18 protein-coding genes are annotated in these 19,974 nt (G+C 49.4%); all 18 read right to left on the bottom strand.

Annotated elements, in window-relative coordinates; translation table 11 throughout:
* Positions 1–75 precede the first annotated feature (75 nt).
* The 18 genes from IRJ25_RS14635 to IRJ25_RS14720 all read right to left on the bottom strand — a co-directional run bounded on the left by IRJ25_RS14635 (position 76) and on the right by IRJ25_RS14720 (position 19,945).
* Positions 76–2,688, bottom strand: a complete 2,613-nt coding sequence (locus tag IRJ25_RS14635) for a YhgE/Pip domain-containing protein (RefSeq protein ID WP_269318561.1) — start codon at positions 2,686–2,688, stop codon at positions 76–78.
* Between the two features lie 202 nt (positions 2,689–2,890).
* Positions 2,891–3,403, bottom strand: a complete 513-nt coding sequence (locus tag IRJ25_RS14640) for a S1 domain-containing RNA-binding protein (protein ID WP_012727724.1) — start codon at positions 3,401–3,403, stop codon at positions 2,891–2,893.
* Positions 3,404–3,477: 74 nt separating this feature from the next.
* Positions 3,478–3,852, bottom strand: a complete 375-nt coding sequence (locus IRJ25_RS14645) for an FtsB family cell division protein (protein WP_269318562.1) — start codon at positions 3,850–3,852, stop codon at positions 3,478–3,480.
* Between the two features lie 42 nt (positions 3,853–3,894).
* Positions 3,895–4,167 (bottom strand): RNA-binding S4 domain-containing protein, encoded by a 273-nt coding sequence (locus tag IRJ25_RS14650; protein WP_012727726.1) that lies wholly within the window; start codon positions 4,165–4,167, stop codon positions 3,895–3,897.
* Positions 4,164–5,579 carry a nucleoside triphosphate pyrophosphohydrolase gene (gene mazG / locus IRJ25_RS14655; protein WP_269318563.1) on the bottom strand — a complete coding sequence of 472 codons (1,416 nt, stop codon included), beginning with the start codon at positions 5,577–5,579 and terminating at the stop codon, positions 4,164–4,166. Before mazG ends, IRJ25_RS14650 begins: the two co-directional genes overlap by 4 nt.
* A gap of 1 nt (position 5,580) precedes the next feature.
* Positions 5,581–7,128, bottom strand: a complete 1,548-nt coding sequence (locus IRJ25_RS14660) for a polysaccharide biosynthesis protein (protein WP_269318564.1) — start codon at positions 7,126–7,128, stop codon at positions 5,581–5,583.
* The gene (gene mfd, locus IRJ25_RS14665) at positions 7,112–10,639 is read right to left on the bottom strand and encodes a transcription-repair coupling factor (protein WP_269318565.1); all 3,528 of its coding nucleotides are present in this window, start codon (positions 10,637–10,639) and stop codon (positions 7,112–7,114) included. The genes IRJ25_RS14660 and mfd overlap by 17 nt, the downstream gene beginning before the upstream one ends.
* Before the next feature lie 45 nt (positions 10,640–10,684).
* The gene (pth, locus tag IRJ25_RS14670) at positions 10,685–11,242 is read right to left on the bottom strand and encodes an aminoacyl-tRNA hydrolase (RefSeq protein WP_012727730.1); all 558 of its coding nucleotides are present in this window, start codon (positions 11,240–11,242) and stop codon (positions 10,685–10,687) included.
* A gap of 55 nt (positions 11,243–11,297) precedes the next feature.
* A complete protein-coding gene (locus IRJ25_RS14675; protein WP_012727731.1) occupies positions 11,298–12,254 on the bottom strand; it encodes a ribose-phosphate diphosphokinase in 957 nt (318 codons plus the stop codon).
* 45 nt (positions 12,255–12,299) lie between these two features.
* Positions 12,300–13,655 carry a bifunctional UDP-N-acetylglucosamine diphosphorylase/glucosamine-1-phosphate N-acetyltransferase GlmU gene (glmU, locus tag IRJ25_RS14680; RefSeq protein WP_269318566.1) on the bottom strand — a complete coding sequence of 452 codons (1,356 nt, stop codon included), beginning with the start codon at positions 13,653–13,655 and terminating at the stop codon, positions 12,300–12,302.
* Between the two features lie 184 nt (positions 13,656–13,839).
* Positions 13,840–14,139 (bottom strand): septation regulator SpoVG, encoded by a 300-nt coding sequence (gene spoVG, locus IRJ25_RS14685; protein WP_012727733.1) that lies wholly within the window; start codon positions 14,137–14,139, stop codon positions 13,840–13,842.
* A gap of 140 nt (positions 14,140–14,279) precedes the next feature.
* Positions 14,280–15,104: a pur operon repressor gene (gene purR / locus IRJ25_RS14690; protein WP_012727734.1), complete on the bottom strand. Its 825-nt coding sequence runs from the start codon at positions 15,102–15,104 to the stop codon at positions 14,280–14,282.
* A 73-nt stretch (positions 15,105–15,177) separates the two neighbouring features.
* Positions 15,178–16,041, bottom strand: a complete 864-nt coding sequence (ispE, locus tag IRJ25_RS14695) for a 4-(cytidine 5'-diphospho)-2-C-methyl-D-erythritol kinase (RefSeq protein ID WP_196430277.1) — start codon at positions 16,039–16,041, stop codon at positions 15,178–15,180.
* Positions 16,042–16,141: 100 nt separating this feature from the next.
* Positions 16,142–16,378, bottom strand: a complete 237-nt coding sequence (locus IRJ25_RS14700; RefSeq protein WP_012727736.1) for a Veg family protein — start codon at positions 16,376–16,378, stop codon at positions 16,142–16,144.
* Between the two features lie 82 nt (positions 16,379–16,460).
* Complete coding sequence (gene rsmA / locus IRJ25_RS14705; protein ID WP_159563173.1) at positions 16,461–17,339, bottom strand: 16S rRNA (adenine(1518)-N(6)/adenine(1519)-N(6))-dimethyltransferase RsmA; 879 nt, start codon at positions 17,337–17,339, stop codon at positions 16,461–16,463.
* The gene (gene rnmV / locus IRJ25_RS14710; protein WP_074035294.1) at positions 17,336–17,896 is read right to left on the bottom strand and encodes a ribonuclease M5; all 561 of its coding nucleotides are present in this window, start codon (positions 17,894–17,896) and stop codon (positions 17,336–17,338) included. Before rnmV ends, rsmA begins: the two co-directional genes overlap by 4 nt.
* Entirely contained in the window at positions 17,889–19,181 is a 1,293-nt protein-coding gene (locus IRJ25_RS14715) for a 3D domain-containing protein (RefSeq protein WP_214785147.1), read from the bottom strand. Before IRJ25_RS14715 ends, rnmV begins: the two co-directional genes overlap by 8 nt.
* Complete coding sequence (locus IRJ25_RS14720; RefSeq protein ID WP_264093400.1) at positions 19,178–19,945, bottom strand: TatD family hydrolase; 768 nt, start codon at positions 19,943–19,945, stop codon at positions 19,178–19,180. Before IRJ25_RS14720 ends, IRJ25_RS14715 begins: the two co-directional genes overlap by 4 nt.
* Positions 19,946–19,974: the final 29 nt, after the last annotated feature.

Genomic DNA, 19,974 nt, shown 5'->3' on the forward strand with positions numbered 1-19,974 from the left:
TTTATATTTTTTTAAGAAAAAAATCGTGTATAGTGTCGTCTTAACCACTATACACGATTTTGTATCGTATTTACATCATGCTTCTGATGCGACTTGACGATATTTTTTCTTCCATGCGATCCGGAAGTACGCCCATAGTAATGCAAAACATCCGGCAGCCACAAACACTAAATAGGTTGTCGCCGTCTGCAAGTACTGCGCACCATCTGCCGATAGAATTTCTTTATATCCGGCAACCGTATACGTCATTGGAAGCAAGGCATTGAATGGTTGCAATGCTCTTGGAATCAATTCAAGCGGGAACGTCCCGGCTGACGTCGTCAATTGTAAAATCAACAAGACGATCGCCACGAAACGTCCAGGGTTTCCGAGTGTTGTCACGAGCAACTGTACGATAAAGAGGAACGTGATGCTCGTCAACCAGCTGAAACCGAAGAATTTCAATGGTTCGCTCACTTCAAGACCGAGCAGTTGCACCATAGCCACATCGAGAATCAAGGCTTGCAAGAATCCGACGACCATGAGGACACCAGATTTCGACAATACCCACGATAGACTACGTTTCGGGCGCCCTGCTGGATCGTATAATGGATAAACGATCGAGAGAAGGAGTGCCCCAACGAAAAGTCCGAGTGACATAAAGTACGGAGCAAATCCAGTACCGTAGTTTGGCACCTCGTGAATCGAGTTGTCGACGAGCGACACTGGACCGGCCATCATCTCGACGTTGTCATCTGTTAGACCGATGTCTGCGTCTTTCGCACCTTTTACCAAGGCGTCACGAAGTTCATCGCTACCTGATGCGAGCTCTTTCATTCCGTCAGCGAGTTCACCGCTACCGTCTGAAAGTTCTTCTCCACCATTCGCGAGCTGATTCGCGCCATCCGTTAGCTTGCTCGTTCCGGCTCCGGCACCCTTCGCACCTTCGGCCAGTTCACGGCTTCCTGACTGCAACTTTTGACCACCGTCCGCTAATTGATTCGCACCATTCACCAATTCATTCGTACCGGTGCTTGCGCTCTTCGCTCCATCCGCAAGCTTTTCGCTACCCTCAGACAACTGTCCAGTCGCGTCTACAAGCTTGTCACTTCCAGCGGCGAGCTCAGTTGTCCCATCTTGAAGTTGTGTCGCGCCTTGATTGAGCTTCGCACTCGCTGACACAAGTTCTTGGGAACGATCGGCCGCCGTTTGCGTACCTTGCTCGATTTGACTTGAACCACTTGCCAATGCGTTCGCACCTTCGGCCAATTTCGTTTGACCGGTACTCAATTCAGAAAGTCCAGTCGATAGTTTGTCTGCACCTGTACCTGCCTGATCAAGACCTGCGCCAAGTGCGACCTGTCCTTCTTTCACTTTTGTCGCGCCAGCGGATAGTTGATCAAACCCGGCCACCGTCTCTTGCTTCCCTTCGCTCAGTTGTGCCGCAATGGCTTGAAGCATTTCAGGTGATGCCGATTGACCCGACTCAGCGAGCGCTGTCAATTGTCTAATCAACTCATCTTGTTTCGCAGTCAATTCAGACTTCATTTGTCCGATTCCATTGACCACGTCTGTTTGACCCGCAACAAGTGCCGCGTTTCCGTCCTTCGCCTGAGTCAACGCTCCTGAGAGTTTTGTGGCACCATCCTGTAATGCAGATGCCCCCTCTTTCGAGCGCTCGATGCCGGCAGCAAGGTCTTGAACACCTTGGTTCAACGTCTTCGCACCTGTGTGCAGCTCATCTAGTTTAGATGCGAACGCTCCTGTTCCGTCAACGAGTTGGCTCGTCCCGCCTTGTAAGGCAGAAGCGCCCTCGCTGACACGATGGACCCCGTCCGAAAGTGAGGCTGAGCCCTCGTATACTTGTTGACTGCCATCCGCGAGTGCAGATGAGCCATCGGCCAATTGCGAAACACCATCACGTAATTGACTTGCTCCATTCGCCAGTTCCCGTTGTTTCGAAGCGAGAAGCTTCGTCCCATCCGCGAGTTCTGATGAACCATCGGCCAACTGAGTCATCCCATCGTTTAATTGGCTTGCTCCATCCGCGAGCTCACGTTGTTTCGAAGCGAGAAGCTTCGTCCCGTCCGCCAACTTGACGGCACCGTCTTTTGCTGACGTTGAGCCGTCCGCAAGTGTCGCTGCACCATCTGCGGCTTCACCAAGTCCGTCTGCCACATCATTCAATCCGTCTTTCAACGCACTGACATACTGTTTCGAGACTTCGGTCGACAGTTCCGCTTTGACTTGTTCCATCGCGGAACCACCGATTTGTGCGGCTAAGAAGTTATACGATTCATTTGCGATATACTTCAGTTCGAGTTGCTCCGGATGTTCATCTAAAGCAGTCGTCGCTTTTTCTGAAAAGTCTTTTGGAATCTCAATCGCCATGTAGTAGTCATGGTCTTTCAGTCCAGATTCCGCTTCTTTCTTCGTCGTTTCGACGAACTTGAACGCCTCCGAATCCAGCAGCTTATCAATGAGGTCATCTCCAATCGCAAGCGACTCTCCTTCAAACGTTGCCCCTTTGTCTTCATTGACGATGGCGACCGGCAAATCTTTCATCTGTCCATACGGATCCCAAAAAGCCCATAAGAACATACCGGCGTACATTAACGGTACGAGTGCGACCGCAAGAATCGGAACCAACACACGTGGGTTCTTGAAGATACTTCGCCACTCCGCCATCCACAGTTTCCATCCATTCATTTTTCTCTCCACCTTCACTTATAAAACATAACTATTTTTTCATGTTCCCTATTTTGCTCCCTTCCTCGAAAAAAAGCAACTCTTTTAGTTATTTTTTATAAATTTTTTAAACAGAAAAAAAGCCATGAACGAAAATGTTCATGGCTCGTCTCATTACAAGACCTCTATGGTTACGAGTAGAAGCTAATTGGTATACGAAGGATTACCCGCGCTTGGCTCCGCGTCCACCGCGTTTTGAGTCTGTTTGACGTTTCAACGTCGAAAGACGCTCGTCGCTATCTTTCAAGAACTTACTCATCAATGTATCAAATGTTTCTGGTTCACGACGTTGTTCACGACGACCGCCACCACGTGGGCCGCCACCGCGTGGACCGCCGCCACCGCGTGGACCACCTTGACCTGGGCCACCTGGACGTGGGCCACGAGAGAAACGCTCACCAGCTGGACGCTCAGGACGCTCAGGACGTTCGCTTACAGGACGGTCGACTGCTTTCTTGATGGACAACCCGATTTTCCCATCATTTTCGACGTTCAACACTTTTACCGTGACTTCTTGACCGACTGTCAACACTTCGTTAATGTCTTTGACGTAAGAGTCTGCCACTTCACTGATGTGTACTAATCCTGTCTTGCCATTTGGGAGCTCGACGAACGCTCCAAAATGCGTAATCCCTGTAACCTTACCTTGTACCTTGCTTCCTACTTCAATTGACATAAAATAATGTACTCCTTTTTTGATTGATTCTTTCTAATTATACGAGTCGTTTCCCTAACGGTCAACGAACCGACTTATTCCTCTGGCGAGAAGTAGAAAATAATCTCTCCATCTTTAGAGAAAAGCAGTTCGTTTCGTGCTAAGTTCGCGATATAATCTTCATCCTGTAACCGTTCCACTTGCTCTTTCAACTCATCCTGTTCGGCCTGCTGTTCACGCAACTCCACTTTTGCTTGTGCATAGGCTTGTTGCTGGTCCGATACGTACCCTACTTTCGAGAAGTAACTCTGTCCAATCAACACCATGACAAATAAAAACAGGAGAGAGGCTGCCGCCAAACGACGTCGAAGATGAACTCGTCGGCGATGTGTATCTTTTTCTAGCTGTTCTCTACGCTCATCTAGCGCTCGAATGCGTCGGTGTCGATCCATCGGATTACGTCCATTCATCGCCTCATCCCCCTCCTCTTAATACATTAAGTATACTTTTTTTTATGAGTTGATACTACCGTCCATCTTCTCTTCTTTAAGTAAACGATACATTTCTTTCGCATCTTCTTTACGTGCATGTTCTGCGATTGAATCGATGACGACCGTGACGAGTTTATTTCCGAAGCGAATTTGTAACTCATCTCCGACTTTGACTTCTGTGCTCGCTTTCGCGACTTGCCCATTCAGTTGAATTCGTCCTTGGTCCGCCACTTCTTTTGCCAACGTGCGACGCTTGATTAGACGTGACACTTTTAAAAACTTATCTAGTCTCATAAACCTTTCTCCTTTGCCTCGTTCCAAAGCGCATCCATCTGTTCGAGTGTCATCTGGTGAAGGTCACCGTTCGCTTCCACATACTCGAATCGACGTTTGAACTTTCGGTTCGTCTGTTCTAATGCTTGCTCGGCATTCAGCCCAACGTATCGCGCGATGTTCACGATGGAGAACAATACGTCCCCAAGTTCCGATTCATCACTTAGGTCTTCATGCCATTCTTTTAACTCTTCTTCCAGTTTTTCGAAGGCACCGGATACGTCATCCCACTCAAATCCGACGTGAGCCGCTTTCTTTTGAAGTTGCTCCGCTCGCATCAATGAAGGTTGGTCGACGAGAACACCATCGAGTTGCGATTGTTTCTTTTCCCCTTTTTCCGTCTGTTTAATCGCATTCCAGTTTTTCAACACGTCAGAGGCATCTTCGACGGTGACATCGCCAAAGACGTGCGGATGGCGGCGTACCATCTTCTCACTGATAGAACCGATTACGTCACGAATATCGAAATAACCCTCATCTTCTCCGATTTGAGCATGCAACATAACTTGAAGCAAGACGTCCCCGAGTTCTTCGATGATGGCATCATCGTCTTCTGCATTGATTGCTTCAATCAACTCATACGCCTCTTCTAATAGGTACTTGCGAAGTGACGCATGCGTCTGTTTACGATCCCACGGGCACCCGTCTGGTCCTCGAAGCGTTGCGATGATTTGTTTGAGTGTCGCAAAATCTTTCGCCAAATACGATTCATCCACGAGCGGTGGAACGTAGAGGGTCGTCAAGTTATTCACTTCCGCCATCCGGTCCATTTCGAATAACGGAATGTGCTCAATCCGTTCTTGCGTCGTACCGGCAGCCGTCACAAGGGTGACGGGATGGTCGTCCGGATACCGTTCCATCAATTGCACTTTGACGTCACCCGCCACGAATCCATCGTACACTTGCCCGATAAGCACATGTTGGGTCACCTGCAAACGTTCAAGGTCGAGCGCAGTCGCATCAAGCAGTTGAAATCCATTGATTGGATCAATTCGGAGCGTCTGGAACATGGCATCGAGGAAGCTCTGTCCATCGAGCACATGAAGATCGGCTCCCCGTTCCACCAATAGTTCGACGGTCCGTTCCGCTACGAACGGATGGCCCGGTACGGCGTATGTGATCGCCATTTCTTCACTTTTACTCAATAACGTCTCGACAATCTGGTCGTACACTTCTTCAAACGTATCACTCGATTCATAGACCGAATCAAATGATTCGAACACGAGTCCTTCCGCTTCTAACTCTTGAACGACAGGGTGTTCTTTTGTGCGCAACCAGACGAGCGGTTGCTGCTTTAAATGGCGGTACACACCGAGCGGCAATTGATTCAACTCACCAGACCCGAGTCCGACCACCGTGATTGTATAACCCATATTAGTTCTCCTTTTTCTCGAGCACGTCGAGCAGACGACTTCCGAACGGGATCAGTTCCCATTCCGCAAGTGACAGCATTCGCGTACTCCATAATCTCCATACATAGAGGAAGGCACCGCTACACACCATTCCGATTAACCAACCGAACGCAGTGATTCGCGAGTCGACCCACATCTGACCTAGCCAGTTTAACACGGCAATGAGGATCAGCATGGGTACGAGGGCTTTCCATAGCGACTTATAGTGTTTCGATCGAAATGATCCGAGCGGAATCGAGCGGTCAAGCGCCCGGAAATTATAGAACGCCATCGCTAAAAATCCAATGGATGTTCCGATTGCCGCGCCTTCAATTCCGTAACTCGGTACGAGCCATGCGTTTACCGCACTTTTCACTAACATTGCGACACCCATGCTGCGTGCCGCGACCCACTCTCGGTCAATCGCCTGCAAACATGTCATGCTCGCAATCGCCAAGGAGGCAGCGAACGTGCTCGTCGCTAAGAAGACAAGGGCTCGTGTCCCAGATTCATCTTCAAACAGGGCCACATTTAAGAAAAACATGACACCCATCAATCCGATAGTCGCTGCACCAGCAATCGCCGTCGTCACACGAATCATCGACCGGAGTCCCTGCGTCGTCTTTTGCAGATGACCTGCCCGATAATGACGGACGAGCGTCGGCACATTGGCCATCCCGATGGTCGTGGTGAACAAAATGGCGAATTGCACGAGCGGATATCCTCGATCGAACACTCCTTTGCTCACCTTGGCCTCATACGTCCCACCCATCAAATTGACGATGGTGAAGGAGTCGACCAGTTGCATCCATAAAATCCCGAGTGACGCGAATCCGACCGCGAAACCCGTTGTCAACAAGAGTTTCATTCCACTCCGAAACGTGACGCGGCGCACCCTCACAATTCGCACTCCTCGTGCGCGATAAACTAAAAAGGCAATCGCCACAAGCCCACCGACGAGCGTCGCACCATACGCATATTGACTGAGCGTATATGCATCTTTTCCGAGACGGACCCCAATCCATAATAGAGACAGCATGACCGTCACGCGGACAAAGTTCTCGAGCACTTGCGACCATGCGCTCGGTCGTAAGTCATCTCTCGATTGAAAAGCCCCGCGCAACACGGCTGACGCCGGCATGAGTAAATAACTCAAACTGATCACGCGAAGTACAGGAGCTAGCTGCTCATCTCCGAGCCACCTTGCCAGGGTCGGGGCAAACAGCCATACCGTGACGACAAGCATGGACGAGAGTAGAAGTAAGGCGTAAAAGCTTCCCCATAAGACTTCTAACTTACGATTCGTCCCTTTCGCACCGACGCCGATTTTCGCAATGACGACCGGCATCGCATAAATGCCGAGTGACGCTACGATGGCCGCGAACGGATAGACGGTTTGATAGGCATAAAGCCCGAAGTCCCCCGCCAAGTTTTGATAGGGGACACGATAGGCGAAGCTGATCAGTTTCGATACGTAGCCGGCAAGGGCGAACAGAACGACGCCTTGCGCAAACTTACTTGGCGACCGCATCGCCCACCAACCGCTTCATCAGTTCTTCTAATACAGTATCGGCATCATTCAAGAGCTCTGTTAGTGGCATCCGACCGCTGAGCGATAGTTTCAATGCGCCGTCTTCTTGCCCTACCCCAAGCTTGCGACCAAGAGGCATCGACCATTCCATGAAGGACGGGACATCCAAAGCCGTCGTCGATTCTTTCGATAAGACAATCTCGATGCGTCCTGGCGTCTGCTTGATTCGACTCACTTTTGCCAGTTCTCCATAAATACGTAGACGTGTCAATTGAATGAGCAGCGCGACCGGTTCCGGGAATTCACCAAACCGTTCAATCAGTTCATCTTGAAGGGCGAACAACGCGCTCGGCGTATCTATATATTTGAAGCGTTTGTACATCTCAATCTTCAATTCGCTATCTGACAAGTAGTCATCAGGAATATACGCATCGGCCTGGAACGTGATCTCCGGTTTGAAGACGACTTGTTTCGCTTGTCCACGCATACGGTCTTTCCGTTCCTCAATGGCTTCAGAAAGCATTTGTGAGTACAGGTCAAAACCGACCGAATCGATGAATCCAGACTGTTGTGCACCGAGTAAGTTTCCGGCTCCACGAATCGACAAGTCGCGCATTGCAATCTTAAACCCACTGCCGAGCTCCGTGAACTCTTTGATGGCTTGAAGACGACTTTCTGCCACTTCCGTCAAGCGCTTGTCTTTCCGATACGTGAAGTACGCATAGGCGATTCGATTCGAACGTCCGACACGACCTCGAAGTTGGTAGAGCTGGGACAGCCCCATCTTGTCCGCATCGTGGACGATGAGGGTGTTGACGTTTGGAATATCGATTCCTGTCTCGATGATTGTCGTCGAGACTAAAATATCCGCCTCGCCCTCTAGGAAGCTGATCAACTGACTCTCGAGCTCACTTTCCGTCATGCGTCCATGTGCCGTTGCAATTCGTGCATCCGGCAATAAGGCCCGAATCTCTTCCGCTTTTCGTTCGATCCCTTCGACGCGGTTATAGAGGAAGAACGCCTGTCCTCCGCGAGCGAGTTCACGTTCGAGCGCTTCACGCAAGACGATGCCGTCGTATTCCATGACGTATGTTTGGACAGGATAACGATTCTCTGGCGGTGTCTCTAATACGGACAAATCACGGATTCCGATCATCGACATATGCAATGTCCGTGGAATCGGAGTCGCCGTCAGCGTCAGGACATCGATGTTCGTCTTCAGCTGCTTCAGACGCTCTTTATGTTTGACGCCGAAGCGTTGTTCTTCATCGATGATCACGAGACCTAGGTTGGCGAACGTCACGTCTTTTGACAACACGCGGTGTGTCCCGACGACGATGTCGATGGTACCTTCTTTCAACCCTTTCTTCGTCGCGGTCATCTCGCTCTTCGAACGGAAACGACTCATGACTGATACGTTAATCGGGAATTCACTGAACCGCTCAAGCATCGTTTCATAATGCTGTTGGGCGAGGACGGTCGTCGGGACAAGGAATGCCACTTGTTTGCCGGCGAGTACGGCTTTGAACGCAGCCCGAATCGCCACTTCCGTCTTCCCGTATCCGACATCTCCACACAAAAGGCGATCCATCGGACGGGAGCGTTCCATATCCGCCTTGATTTCTGCGATTGAACGCACCTGATCTTCTGTCTCGGCATACGGGAAAGAAGATTCGAACTGACCCATCTCTTCATCGTCCGGCGGGAACGCGAAACCGACCGAGGCCTCTCGTGCCGCGTACAATTTAATGAGCTCATCAGCAATATCTTCAACCGATTTGGCAACTTTCGATTTTACTTTCTTCCACTCGGTGCCGCCGAGTTTATAAATCTTCGGCTCTTTGCCTTCGGCCCCAACATATTTTTGGACGAGATCGATTTGGTCGACCGGCACGTAGAGGGCGTCGTCCCCTGCATAGACGAGGTGCAGGTAATCCTGATGGATTCCACCGACCTCGATTGTTTTAATGCCAAGGTACTTCCCGATTCCGTGGTGCACGTGGACGACATAATCGTTCGGTTTCAGCTCTTGGTAACTCTTGATTCGTTCGGCGTTCGTCAAATTCTTCGTCTGACGTTTTCGTTTCGTCACACGCTTGAACAACTCTTCTTCCGATATGACAACGAGACGGCTCGTCGACAGTTCGAATCCCCCTTCGATTTGACCGATGATGACCGAGACACGTCTCGGTTCTAACTCTCCATCGACATTGGTGAAGGTCGAGGCGATTCCATAGTCGGAAAGAAGCGCTTCAATCTTATCTGCACGCGACTTATCTCCCGCAAGTACGACGATTCGTTGATCACCTTGCTGCCATCGTTCGATTTCCTGCTTCAATAGATGCATCTGACCGTGGAACGCCGGTAGCGGACGACAGCTCAAATGGACCGTATCGCTCTCCGGAATGCCCGCACGACGAGACGGAAGCAAGGAGAACGCGACTTGCTTCAAGTCGCGGAAGACTTTATGCATCGGGACGGCGAGCGTGTAATTGCTGACAGCCTCCCCTTTTTCGATAAGTGAGGAGAACCATTCCGCCTCTTCACGATCCTGTACGTCCGCAGCGTCCTCGATTCGTGCCACCTCATCTAAAATGAGGACGCCGTCTTTCCCAACGTAGTCAAGGAGTGTGGACGTATAGAGCAATGGCGAATACTTCCCAACTTTCTCCGGGAGGTCTCCACGCTCAAGCCGCTCGATGTCTGTCACGACTCCCTCTTCAAGGGCTTGACGGATGACTTCATTTCCAATCAATTCGACGGTTCGGTCGTACTGTTTCCGAAGCGCACCGCCCGCCTGCTTCAGCTGATTCTCCGTTGCGATGAACTCGGTCGCAGGCGTAATGCACACTTCCCCCACTACACCAAGCGAGCGTTGCGTTTCCGCGTCAAACGTGAAAATGGAGTCAATCTCGGTGTCGAACAAATCGATTCGATATGGGCGCGCTTCCGTAAGAGGATAAACGTCTAGAATACTCCCTCGTACGGAAAATTCACCAGGTGTGGTCACCGTTGCCGTTCGTTCGTAGCCCATGCCCGTCAATTGTTTCGCAAAATCCGCTAAATCGAGGTCACTTCCCGGCTTCAACATAACGCGACTATCTTGCCACGCTTCCGGACTCGGTACATAGCGTCGTAATCCACCAAGCGGCACGACAACAACGCCTCCTGTTTGGTCGAGGAGACGAGTACGGGCATCGATTCGGGCAGCTAGCAGTTCCGGACTAGACGTCAGTGACAGTTCACCTGCTAGCGTCTCATCGATCGGATACAACAACGTTTTGTCCGGACCGATGAGTGATTCAAGTTGATCGAACATCTTTTGGGCTTGATACATGTTATGCGTCACGACAATAAGACGTCTCGATGACGATTTCACGAGTCCCGCCAAGACGAGGGCTTTCGCGCTTGTCGTCAACCCCGTCACCAATTGACGGTCTACTTTTTGGAGTCGCTCTCGAATCACATTCGTTTCAGGGAGCGCCACCATAAATCTCTCTAAAGCATTCATTTGTTTTCCTCCAACTCATACGACAAAAAAGGGTGCAATGACCCTTTAGTTGTATCGATTCATCAGCGCCAGCCAATCTGTGTCCACAAAATCAGTGGCTGCGGTTACGGCGTTGTCGAGTGTTTCATTTAATTCCGGCAACTCGTCTTTACGATAGTTCATCAACACCCAGTCGACGACTTTAATCGGGTGCGGGGGACGACCGATTCCGAGCTTTAATCGTTTGAATTCAGCCGTTCCTAAGTGTTGAATGAGAGATTTGATCCCATTATGACCACCCGCGCTCCCTTTCGGACGGAAACGAAGCTTGCCGGGCACCATATCCAAATCGTCATAAATGACTAATAAATCATCAATCTCAATCTTATAATAATCTAAAATGGGACGGACGGCTTCACCCGACAAGTTCATATACGTGAGTGGTTTGACGAGTACTACGCGTTCACCATTGATTCTTCCCGTTCCCATAAGGGCATTAAACTTCGCTTCATTCAGCGAGATGCCATGCTTTTCGGCGAGACGGTCAATCGCTAAAAACCCGACATTGTGTCGCGTCATCTCAAACTTTTTCCCGGGATTCCCAAGACCGACGATGCATTTCATATCATTTCCTCCTGAACAAAAAAGCCCAAAGGCGAATGCCTCCGGGCCTCGTTTTTTAATCGAATAGGGTACTGACCGATTTATGCTCGTGTACGCGCATAATCGCTTCCCCAAGCAAATGGGCGACCGACATTTGCTTGATCTTGCTCGAGCAAGGACGACCCGTCAAATCGATGGTATTTAAGACGACCAACTCTTTGATTGATGAATTGTCGATACGTTCCATCGCTGGACCAGAAAGGACTGGGTGTGTACAAGACGCATACACTTCTTTCGCACCCGCTTCGACGATAGCATCTGCCGCAAGTGTGATCGTTCCAGCTGTATCGATGATGTCGTCGATCAAAATCGCCGTTTTCCCTTCGACACTGCCGACGATATTCATGACTTCAGCGACGTTCGCTTTCGGACGACGCTTGTCAATGATAGCAATCGGCGCTTTCAAACGTTCTGCCAATTTACGTGCACGTGTCACGCCACCGTGGTCTGGAGAAACGACCACGATATCTTTCGCTTGAAACTCTTCTGTTTCAAAGTAAGTCGAGATGAGCGGTACACCAAGTAATTGGTCAACCGGAATATTGAAGAATCCTTGAATTTGCGCTGCATGCAAATCCATCGTGATGACGCGTGTCGCACCCGCTACTGTAAGAAGGTCAGCGACAAGTTTCGCCGTGATCGGTTCACGCGAGCGTGCTTTACGGTCTTGACGTGCGTACCCATAATACGGCATCACGATGTTGATCGTACGGACAGAAGCACGTTTGAGTGCATCGATCATGACGAGCAATTCCATGAGCGTTTCGTTTACAGGCGAGCTTGTTGATTGGATGACATACACATCATCTCCACGAACACTTTCCTCGATGTTGATATAGAGTTCACCGTCGCTGAAACGTTTGACTTGGCAATCGCTGAGCGGGACACCAATTTCTTTCGCGATTTCTTCAGCAAGCGGGCGGTTCGAGTTTAAGCTAAATAGACGAATTTCTCGTTCGTATACAGTAGACATGTTTAGGATTCTCCTCCGTTGTTTTCCATAATGATTGGCAGCAAGTTATCGTTTTGTGTAGCCTTCTTTATTCGTTTGGCGTTCGCGTGCAATCGCTAGCGCCTCTTCTGGTACATCACTCGTAATCGTCGATCCAGCAGCGACAATCGCGCCTTTCCCGACTTTTACAGGGGCAATCAAGTTGACGTTACAGCCAACGAATGCATCGTCTTCCACGACTGTCTCGAACTTGTTCTTACCGTCATAGTTCACTGTGATCGATCCACAGCCTAAGTTGACGCGCTCACCGATTGACGCATCCCCGATATAGCTCAGGTGTGACGCTTTCGCACCGTCACCGAACGTCGATTTTTTAATCTCGACAAAGTTGCCGACGCGCGTGTTCGCACCGAGGACAGCTTGTTGACGTAAGTGAGCGAACGGTCCGACTTGAGCCGCCTCACCGATTCGGCTATTAGTCACGACAGACTGGCGTACGACGGCATGGTCTTCAATCACACTGTTGCGGATGTCCGAGTTTGGTCCGATGACACATTCTGAGCCAATCGTCGTCTTGCCAAGAATGACCGTTCCCGGATAAATGACCGTATCCGATCCGATGACCACGTCTGGTGAAATGTACGTCGATGCCGGGTCCATGAAGGTAACCCCTTCACGCATGAGACGCTCATTTGTCCGCTTGCGCATGATGGCTTCCGCTTGTGACAAGGCGACGCGGTCATTGACCCCGATCGTCTCATCAAACGTCGGTGCTGTATGCGCCGCAACCACTTCGCCCGCTTCTTTTGCGATTGAAATGACGTCAGGTAAGTAATATTCGCCCTGTGCATTGTTGTTACCGACTTGTTTGAGCGCATTGAACAACAATTCGTTATCGAATACGTACGTCCCTGTGTTGATTTCATTGATGGCGAGTTCTGCTTCTGAAGCATCTTTATGTTCCACGACTTTCGTCACATTCCCATCTTCACCACGAACGACTCGACCATATCCGGTCGCATCGTCAGCAATCGCAGTCAACACCGTGACTTTTGCTTGTTGCGCTTCGTGATGCGCGAGAAGGGCTTCTAACGTTTCTGCCGTGAGTAACGGTGTATCTCCACAGACGACAAGCGTCGCCCCTGATTTACCCGCAAGTTCTGCTTCAGCCATCTGAACAGCATGTCCTGTTCCAAGCTGCTCTTCCTGGACCGCATACTCTACCCGTGTGCCGAGCGTGTCTTGTACCGCTTCCGCCCCATGGCCAACGATTACGATTTGACGACTGACACCGATTTGGTCTAACTGATCGACAACATGTTCGACCATTGGTTTCCCTAGAACCGGATGAAGTACTTTATATAACTTCGACTTCATTCGCGTCCCTTTTCCTGCTGCCAAAATGACTGCAAAACGCTCCATGCTTGATTCGCTCCTATCTCACAACAGCTGTGATTGGTCTGTATAGTTCGGCTTTTCTGCAACTAAATCCTATTTACACCGTTTCTACTATATCGAAACCATGCCTTCGTTTCAATAGTTGTACCGTTCCTTAACCATTGAAACGCAAAAAAACAGCGGTAGGCAACCTAACCGCTGTTTTCTGTCATTCATGTGTACCGTATGACACATGTTGTGGGTCAAGGATTTCCACATCCATATTGGAATAGGTTTCCAATACAGCCGCTTCGACCTTTTGTCGCATCTCCCCGTTAATCGGATGCGCAATATCCCGAAAAATCCCTTCTGGTGTCCGTTTGCTCGGCATGGCGACAAATAGACCGCTACTTCCTTCGATGATTCGAAGATCGTGTACAACGAATTCATGGTCAAGTGTGATTGAGGCCAACGCTTTCATTCTGCCTTCTGTCGCGACTTTGCGAATTTTTACGTCTGTGATCTGCATGTTTCGCATCCCCTTTTTCATCGTTGTCTACGCCATGGTGTGGTCTTCTGTAAGGTTCAGTTGGTTTCAAACGAACGTCATGACTCCATATTGATAACTCTATACCCTCTAATCATAAAATGAAATCAAAATTTTGCCAATCACTTTAAGAATTGTTCCACATTCCCCCGCGAAATGGTGACAAGCCCTTCATCAGGATCGACATTCGTCAATTTCATCAAGCTGACGTATTCACTCACCATCTTTTTCTCGGCCCCTTCGGCCTCCATCAAGACACCGACACCCGCAAGATTGGCTTCAAATTCATTCAAGAGGCTCATCATCCCACGAATCGTCCCGCCGGCCTTCATGAAATCATCAATCAAAAGCACATTCGCACCACGTGGCAGACTGCGACGTGCAAGCGCCATCGTACGAATCGCTTTCGATGAACCTGATACATAGTTGATGCTGACCGTCGAACCTTCTGTGACACGGCTATCTGAACGCACAATCACAAACGGAACACCTAACTGTTCAGCGACCGCATAGGCAAGGGGAATCCCTTTCGTCGCAATCGTCATGACGACATCGACTTTCCGGTCAGCGAAGACGGACGCAAAAACCTGCCCCATCGGTTTCACTTGGCTTGGATTACCTAGTACATCTGTGAGGTAGAGATAGCCTCCTGGTAAGAGACGCTCCGGTTTTGATAGTTGCTCACAGAGCGTATCAATCATCTCCAGCGATTTTTCTTTACTCCATCCTGGGATAAACATGACACCACCGGCTGCACCAGGGACAGTGACCAATTTTCCGATCCCATCATGGGACAACATTTCACTGACAATGACAAGGTCTTCGCTAATCGACGACTTTGCAGCTTTATAGCGACTTGAAAACATCGACAACGAGACAAGCTGATGCGGATGATCAAGTAAATAACGGGTCATATCGACGAGACGACCACTTCTACGAATTTTCATACGGATTCTCCTTCACATCTTCAATAATAAACGAATGTTCTATTGAAAATATATCACTTTCATTCGTTTTTGTTCAATGTCTTTTGCCGAGAATCCGAACGACGAACACTTCTGGGCAAAATCCTTTCAATCCATTATAGATTCGATGCGCTTTTTGCTCATGTTCGATCAGCGCAAACACGGTCGGTCCGCTTCCACTCATGAGAACACCTTCCGCTCCGCAATGACGCATCGTTTCTTTGATTTGTTTCACTTCCGGGTGAAGCTTAAGTGTCACACTCTCAAGTGAGTTACCAAGGTGTTCACAGATTCCATGGAAATCTTTTTGACGAATCGCCTCCACCATTGCCTCGGTATCAGGGTGATGCACCTCTTCCATACGCACTGCCCGATACACATCTGCCGTCGATACCCCGATTTTCGGTTTACCGAGAACGACATAGCACGGTGGCGGGGCCGGAATCATTTCTAACTGTTCACCACGACCACGGGCGATAGCTGTTCCGCCGATGACACAAAATGAGACGTCCGATCCAATCTCGGCACCGAGCTCTGCTAGCTCCTCTAATGACAAGTTCAATGAAAACAGTTCGTTCATCCCACGGAGCGTTGCCGCCGCATCACTCGAGCCACCTGCAAGGCCAGCTGCCACGGGAATCTGTTTATCGAGCACAATCTCGACCCCTTGCTGAATGTTAAAACGTTCGCGCAACAATTCTGCTGCTCGATACGCCAAATTCCGATGATCATTCGGCACATAGGCGTGTTCTGATTGAATCCGAATCTCATCCGACTCTAAAACTGTCAACTCCAAGCGATCTGCCAAGTCGACTGTCGTCATTACCATTTCTACTTCATGATAGCCGTCCGGACGCTTTCCAAGGACATCAAGTGTCAAATTAATTTTTGCCGGCGCTTTCACACTGATCGTGCGCATCACGTTCACCCTTCCCATTTGTCTCCTGTTCGCCATTGTACCGTAAACGGGCGCACAAAAAAAGAAGCAGCTGCCAATGCATCCGCCCCTCATTTATAAATCAATTGCCGAATTCAATTTTAACTGTATCCGTTAGGACATCAGCGTAGCTATACGAGACACGTTCCACATTATGCAGGTCTTCATCCAATTTCACAACGAACACCGCAGGATATGTCTCAACGAGCGTTCCAAACCGAGTAACAACTTTCTTACGACCGCCGTTTGCTTTCAACGTCAATCGTTCACCAACATGCGATTCGAGTTTTTGTCTGATTTCTTGTAACGTCTTTGGCATACGCTTCACCTCACTGTTACAAGTATAGCACAATTGAATATGAAAATAAAGATTAATATTATAACGACTCGTTTTCAGGTCGTCAACTATTTTTAAGTGGTAAAATTGTGTCAGACAAACGTGCGAATTCTTCTAGGCTTAACGTCTCTCCACGACGTTTCGGATCGATTCCAGCCTCGTGAAGCGAACGTTCGAGTTCGACCTTATGTTCTTTCCCGATATAGTTTGTCAAATTGTTCAGGATGGTTTTACGGCGCTGAGCGAAGCTTGCTCGGGCCACATCAAAGAAAAATGCTTCGTCTTTCACTTGTACGGCCGGTTCTTTGCGCATCCGTAGTGTAATGACGGCCGAATCGACGTTCGGCGCTGGGATGAACACGTTTTTCGGCACGATGAAACTGACTTCTGCTTCCGCATAATACTGAATCGCAATCGATAGCGAACCGTATGCTTTCGTGCCTGGTTTTGCTCCAATCCGTTCTGCCACTTCTTTTTGAATCATCATGACGAGCGAGCGGAACTTAACGCCGCTCTCAAGCAAACGCATGATGATTGGTGTCGTGACGTAGTAAGGTAAGTTGGCGACAACCGAAATATCTTCAATACCTTCGTTTAAAAATTCTTGCTCTACGATTTCCCGTAAGTTCAGTTCCAATGCATCTCCATGGATGACTTTCACATGCGGATAAGGCGACATCGTATCATCTAAAATCGGCAAAAGACGTTGGTCGATTTCAAGCGCAACGACTTTTTTGGCACGCTTGGCCGATTGTTCGGTCAATGAGCCGATTCCGGGACCGATTTCAAGGACACCGCTCGCTTCACTCAGTTCTGCTGCTCCGACAATTTTACTCAAGATGTTCAAATCGATTAAAAAGTTTTGACCGAGCGATTTTTTGAATGAAAACCCATGTCGCTCTAAAATCGCTTTCGTTCGTTGGATTGTTGCAATGTCTTTCAACCCTGTTCCTCCTCTAATTGAGCAAGTGCCTGCTCCCACTCTTCAATCGTGACGCCGAGCGCCTCGACCCGTTTTACAAATTGTTTGGCATTCGGCTCACCGATTCGAAGCAACACCCCGAGTCGCTTCCGACGCGTCGCGGCCGCTGCTCCACCGATTAAATCCGCCTCCAATACCATTTTCCGTGTGACGATTGGTTGGTCCGTTTCGACACGCGGTTCAAACACTGCTCCTAAGACACGGCGAAGTGACTCCGGACTCGCATGTTCCACACCGATTTTCCCACGCTTGTCCTTCGCCTCGGCCCGAGGCAAGTGTGCGTGCTTACATCCTTTGACGCGTTCCTCGACAATCGCCCGAATACGATCTCCTGGATAATCTGGGTCCGTCAAAATGATGACCCCGCGCTTCTCCTGAGCACGACGGATTCGTTCAATCGTCTGATCGGATACGGCAGACCCGTTCGTTTCAATCGTATCGACGTCGAATACTTCTTGAAGTCGCGCCGTGTCGTCACGCCCTTCTACGACGATAATTTCTTGTATTTTCTCACGCATTGTCTGATCCTTCTTTCTCTTCTTCCTGCTTTGGAATCACCCAGATGGTGAGTGGTTTACGACCAAACGTTACGGCCTCTTCCTTTTCATCCATCATGATATCGATTTTTTGCCCTTTGATTGCACTTCCTGTATCCAAGGCAATCGCCATACCGATCCCCTCGACATATACACGGGTCCCGAGTGGAATGATGGCAGGGTCGACGGCAATGATGCGCATGCCTTCATACAAAATCGTGTCGGTTACATCATATCCGCTTCTTGTCAGCACGCGTCCGTCGTATGTTACCGTGTCTTCCGGGTTGTTCGTATAAGCGGTCGCTTCCACAAGCAATTGTTTCGCAGATGAAAAATCGAGTACGTCATCTGTTTTCGGCGGTTCGGCAATCTCGACTTCAGCTTCCGGAATGAATGGGCTCGATTCATCCGCGGTCGTTGACTCAGGCTCGGTTATCGGTTCTGCGACTTTCTTCGTTCCCACTTTGATAATCTGCGGCATCGTTTTACGCAATGTCTCGACATCTGTTTTCGTACGATTTGTAATTGTACCATTTTCCACAGTAAGTGCATACCTTGTCCGTTCAAGTCCAGGAACCCCGACCTGCACCATTTGCATCACACCTTCTTCGAGCGTATCATCCTCTTCCTCGACCACTTCAAACGGGATCAACTCACTCTCATATTGAACGACATCACGATTCGTATTGACCGTAATCGTCAATCCTTCTCGTATCGGCGTGGAAGGGGCCGGCATGACCGTATCACTTTCCGTCACATCGATGTTCTCTTGCATTAAGAGTTGCTCCACATCCGTAGCCATTGTATAAATCGTCAACGCCTCTTGACCGACAATGAGATTCACGGCCACGACCGGTTGATATCGAATCGTCATCCCATTCGTCACCGGTGTACGGACTGATGGATACACCGTATCTCCGTCTCGTACCGTGACTCCGTATCGCAGTAAGACATCCTCTACAGTCCGCTCGCGCGTCTGCACCGTCTCCGTTTGACCGTAGCCAATCTGAAGTGAGACCTCGTGTGAACGCTCAATCCGGATTAGACGGTCGTCTGGTACATCTTCACTGAGCGCCGGTGTGACATAATCTGATTCATCTAGTGTGATATTTAACTCTTCGAGCACCTCGAGAACCGAGTCGGCTCGTGTCTCATGCTCGATCACCAAACCGTCATCGACGATTCGAATCGATTCAGGTTGTAACATCACGTACGCCACAGAAGCCGTCGCAATAATACCGATACTCGCTAATACACGCTTGATCATGGGAGTCGGAACAACTTCTTCGCGTTGACTGTCGTAGCAGCAGCGAGTTCATCGTAAGGCATATCGCGAAGAGTGGCGATTTCTTCGGCTACATATTTGACGTACGCTGGTTCATTTCGTTTTCCACGGAACGGTGTTGGCGTCAAGTACGGACAGTCCGTCTCGACAAGCAGACGATCCAGTGGCACTTCTTGCGCCACCGCCTTCGGAACTTTCGCATTTTTGAACGTGACCGGTCCTCCTAACGAAATATAGAAGTTCAAGTCTAAGCACCGAGGCAAAAGTTCGACGGACATGCTGTAACTATGGAACACACCACCGACTTCTTCAGCATGCTCTTCTTCTAAAATATCAAGGACATCTGCCGTTGCTTCTCGGTTATGAATGACAATTGGCATATTCGTTCGCTTGGCAATGGCGATCTGTTGACGGAAGAGGTGCTGTTGCACGTCTTTCGGTGATTTGTCCCAATGATAATCGAGACCAATTTCACCGAGTGCCATGACTTTCGGATGACTCATGAGTGTTTCGATTCGTGCTAAATCCGCATCCGTACAGTCAATCGCATCGACAGGATGCCATCCGACAATGGCATAAATATCTTCATGCGTTTCTGCCAGTTCAATGGCTCGATCGATAGTCGGTGTATCAAATCCGACGACGAGTAGCGGAGAAACGCCCGCTTCTCTCGCTCGCTCAATCGTCTCCTCCACGTCTTCACTGAACTGTTCCGCATTAATGTGCGTATGTGTATCAATTAACATCTTGTTTCCTCCTTAGAAAAAGAGAGGGA

Source organism: Exiguobacterium sp. KJ 601, from assembly GCF_027161185.1.
GTDB lineage: Bacteria > Bacillota > Bacilli > Exiguobacteriales > Exiguobacteriaceae > Exiguobacterium > Exiguobacterium profundum.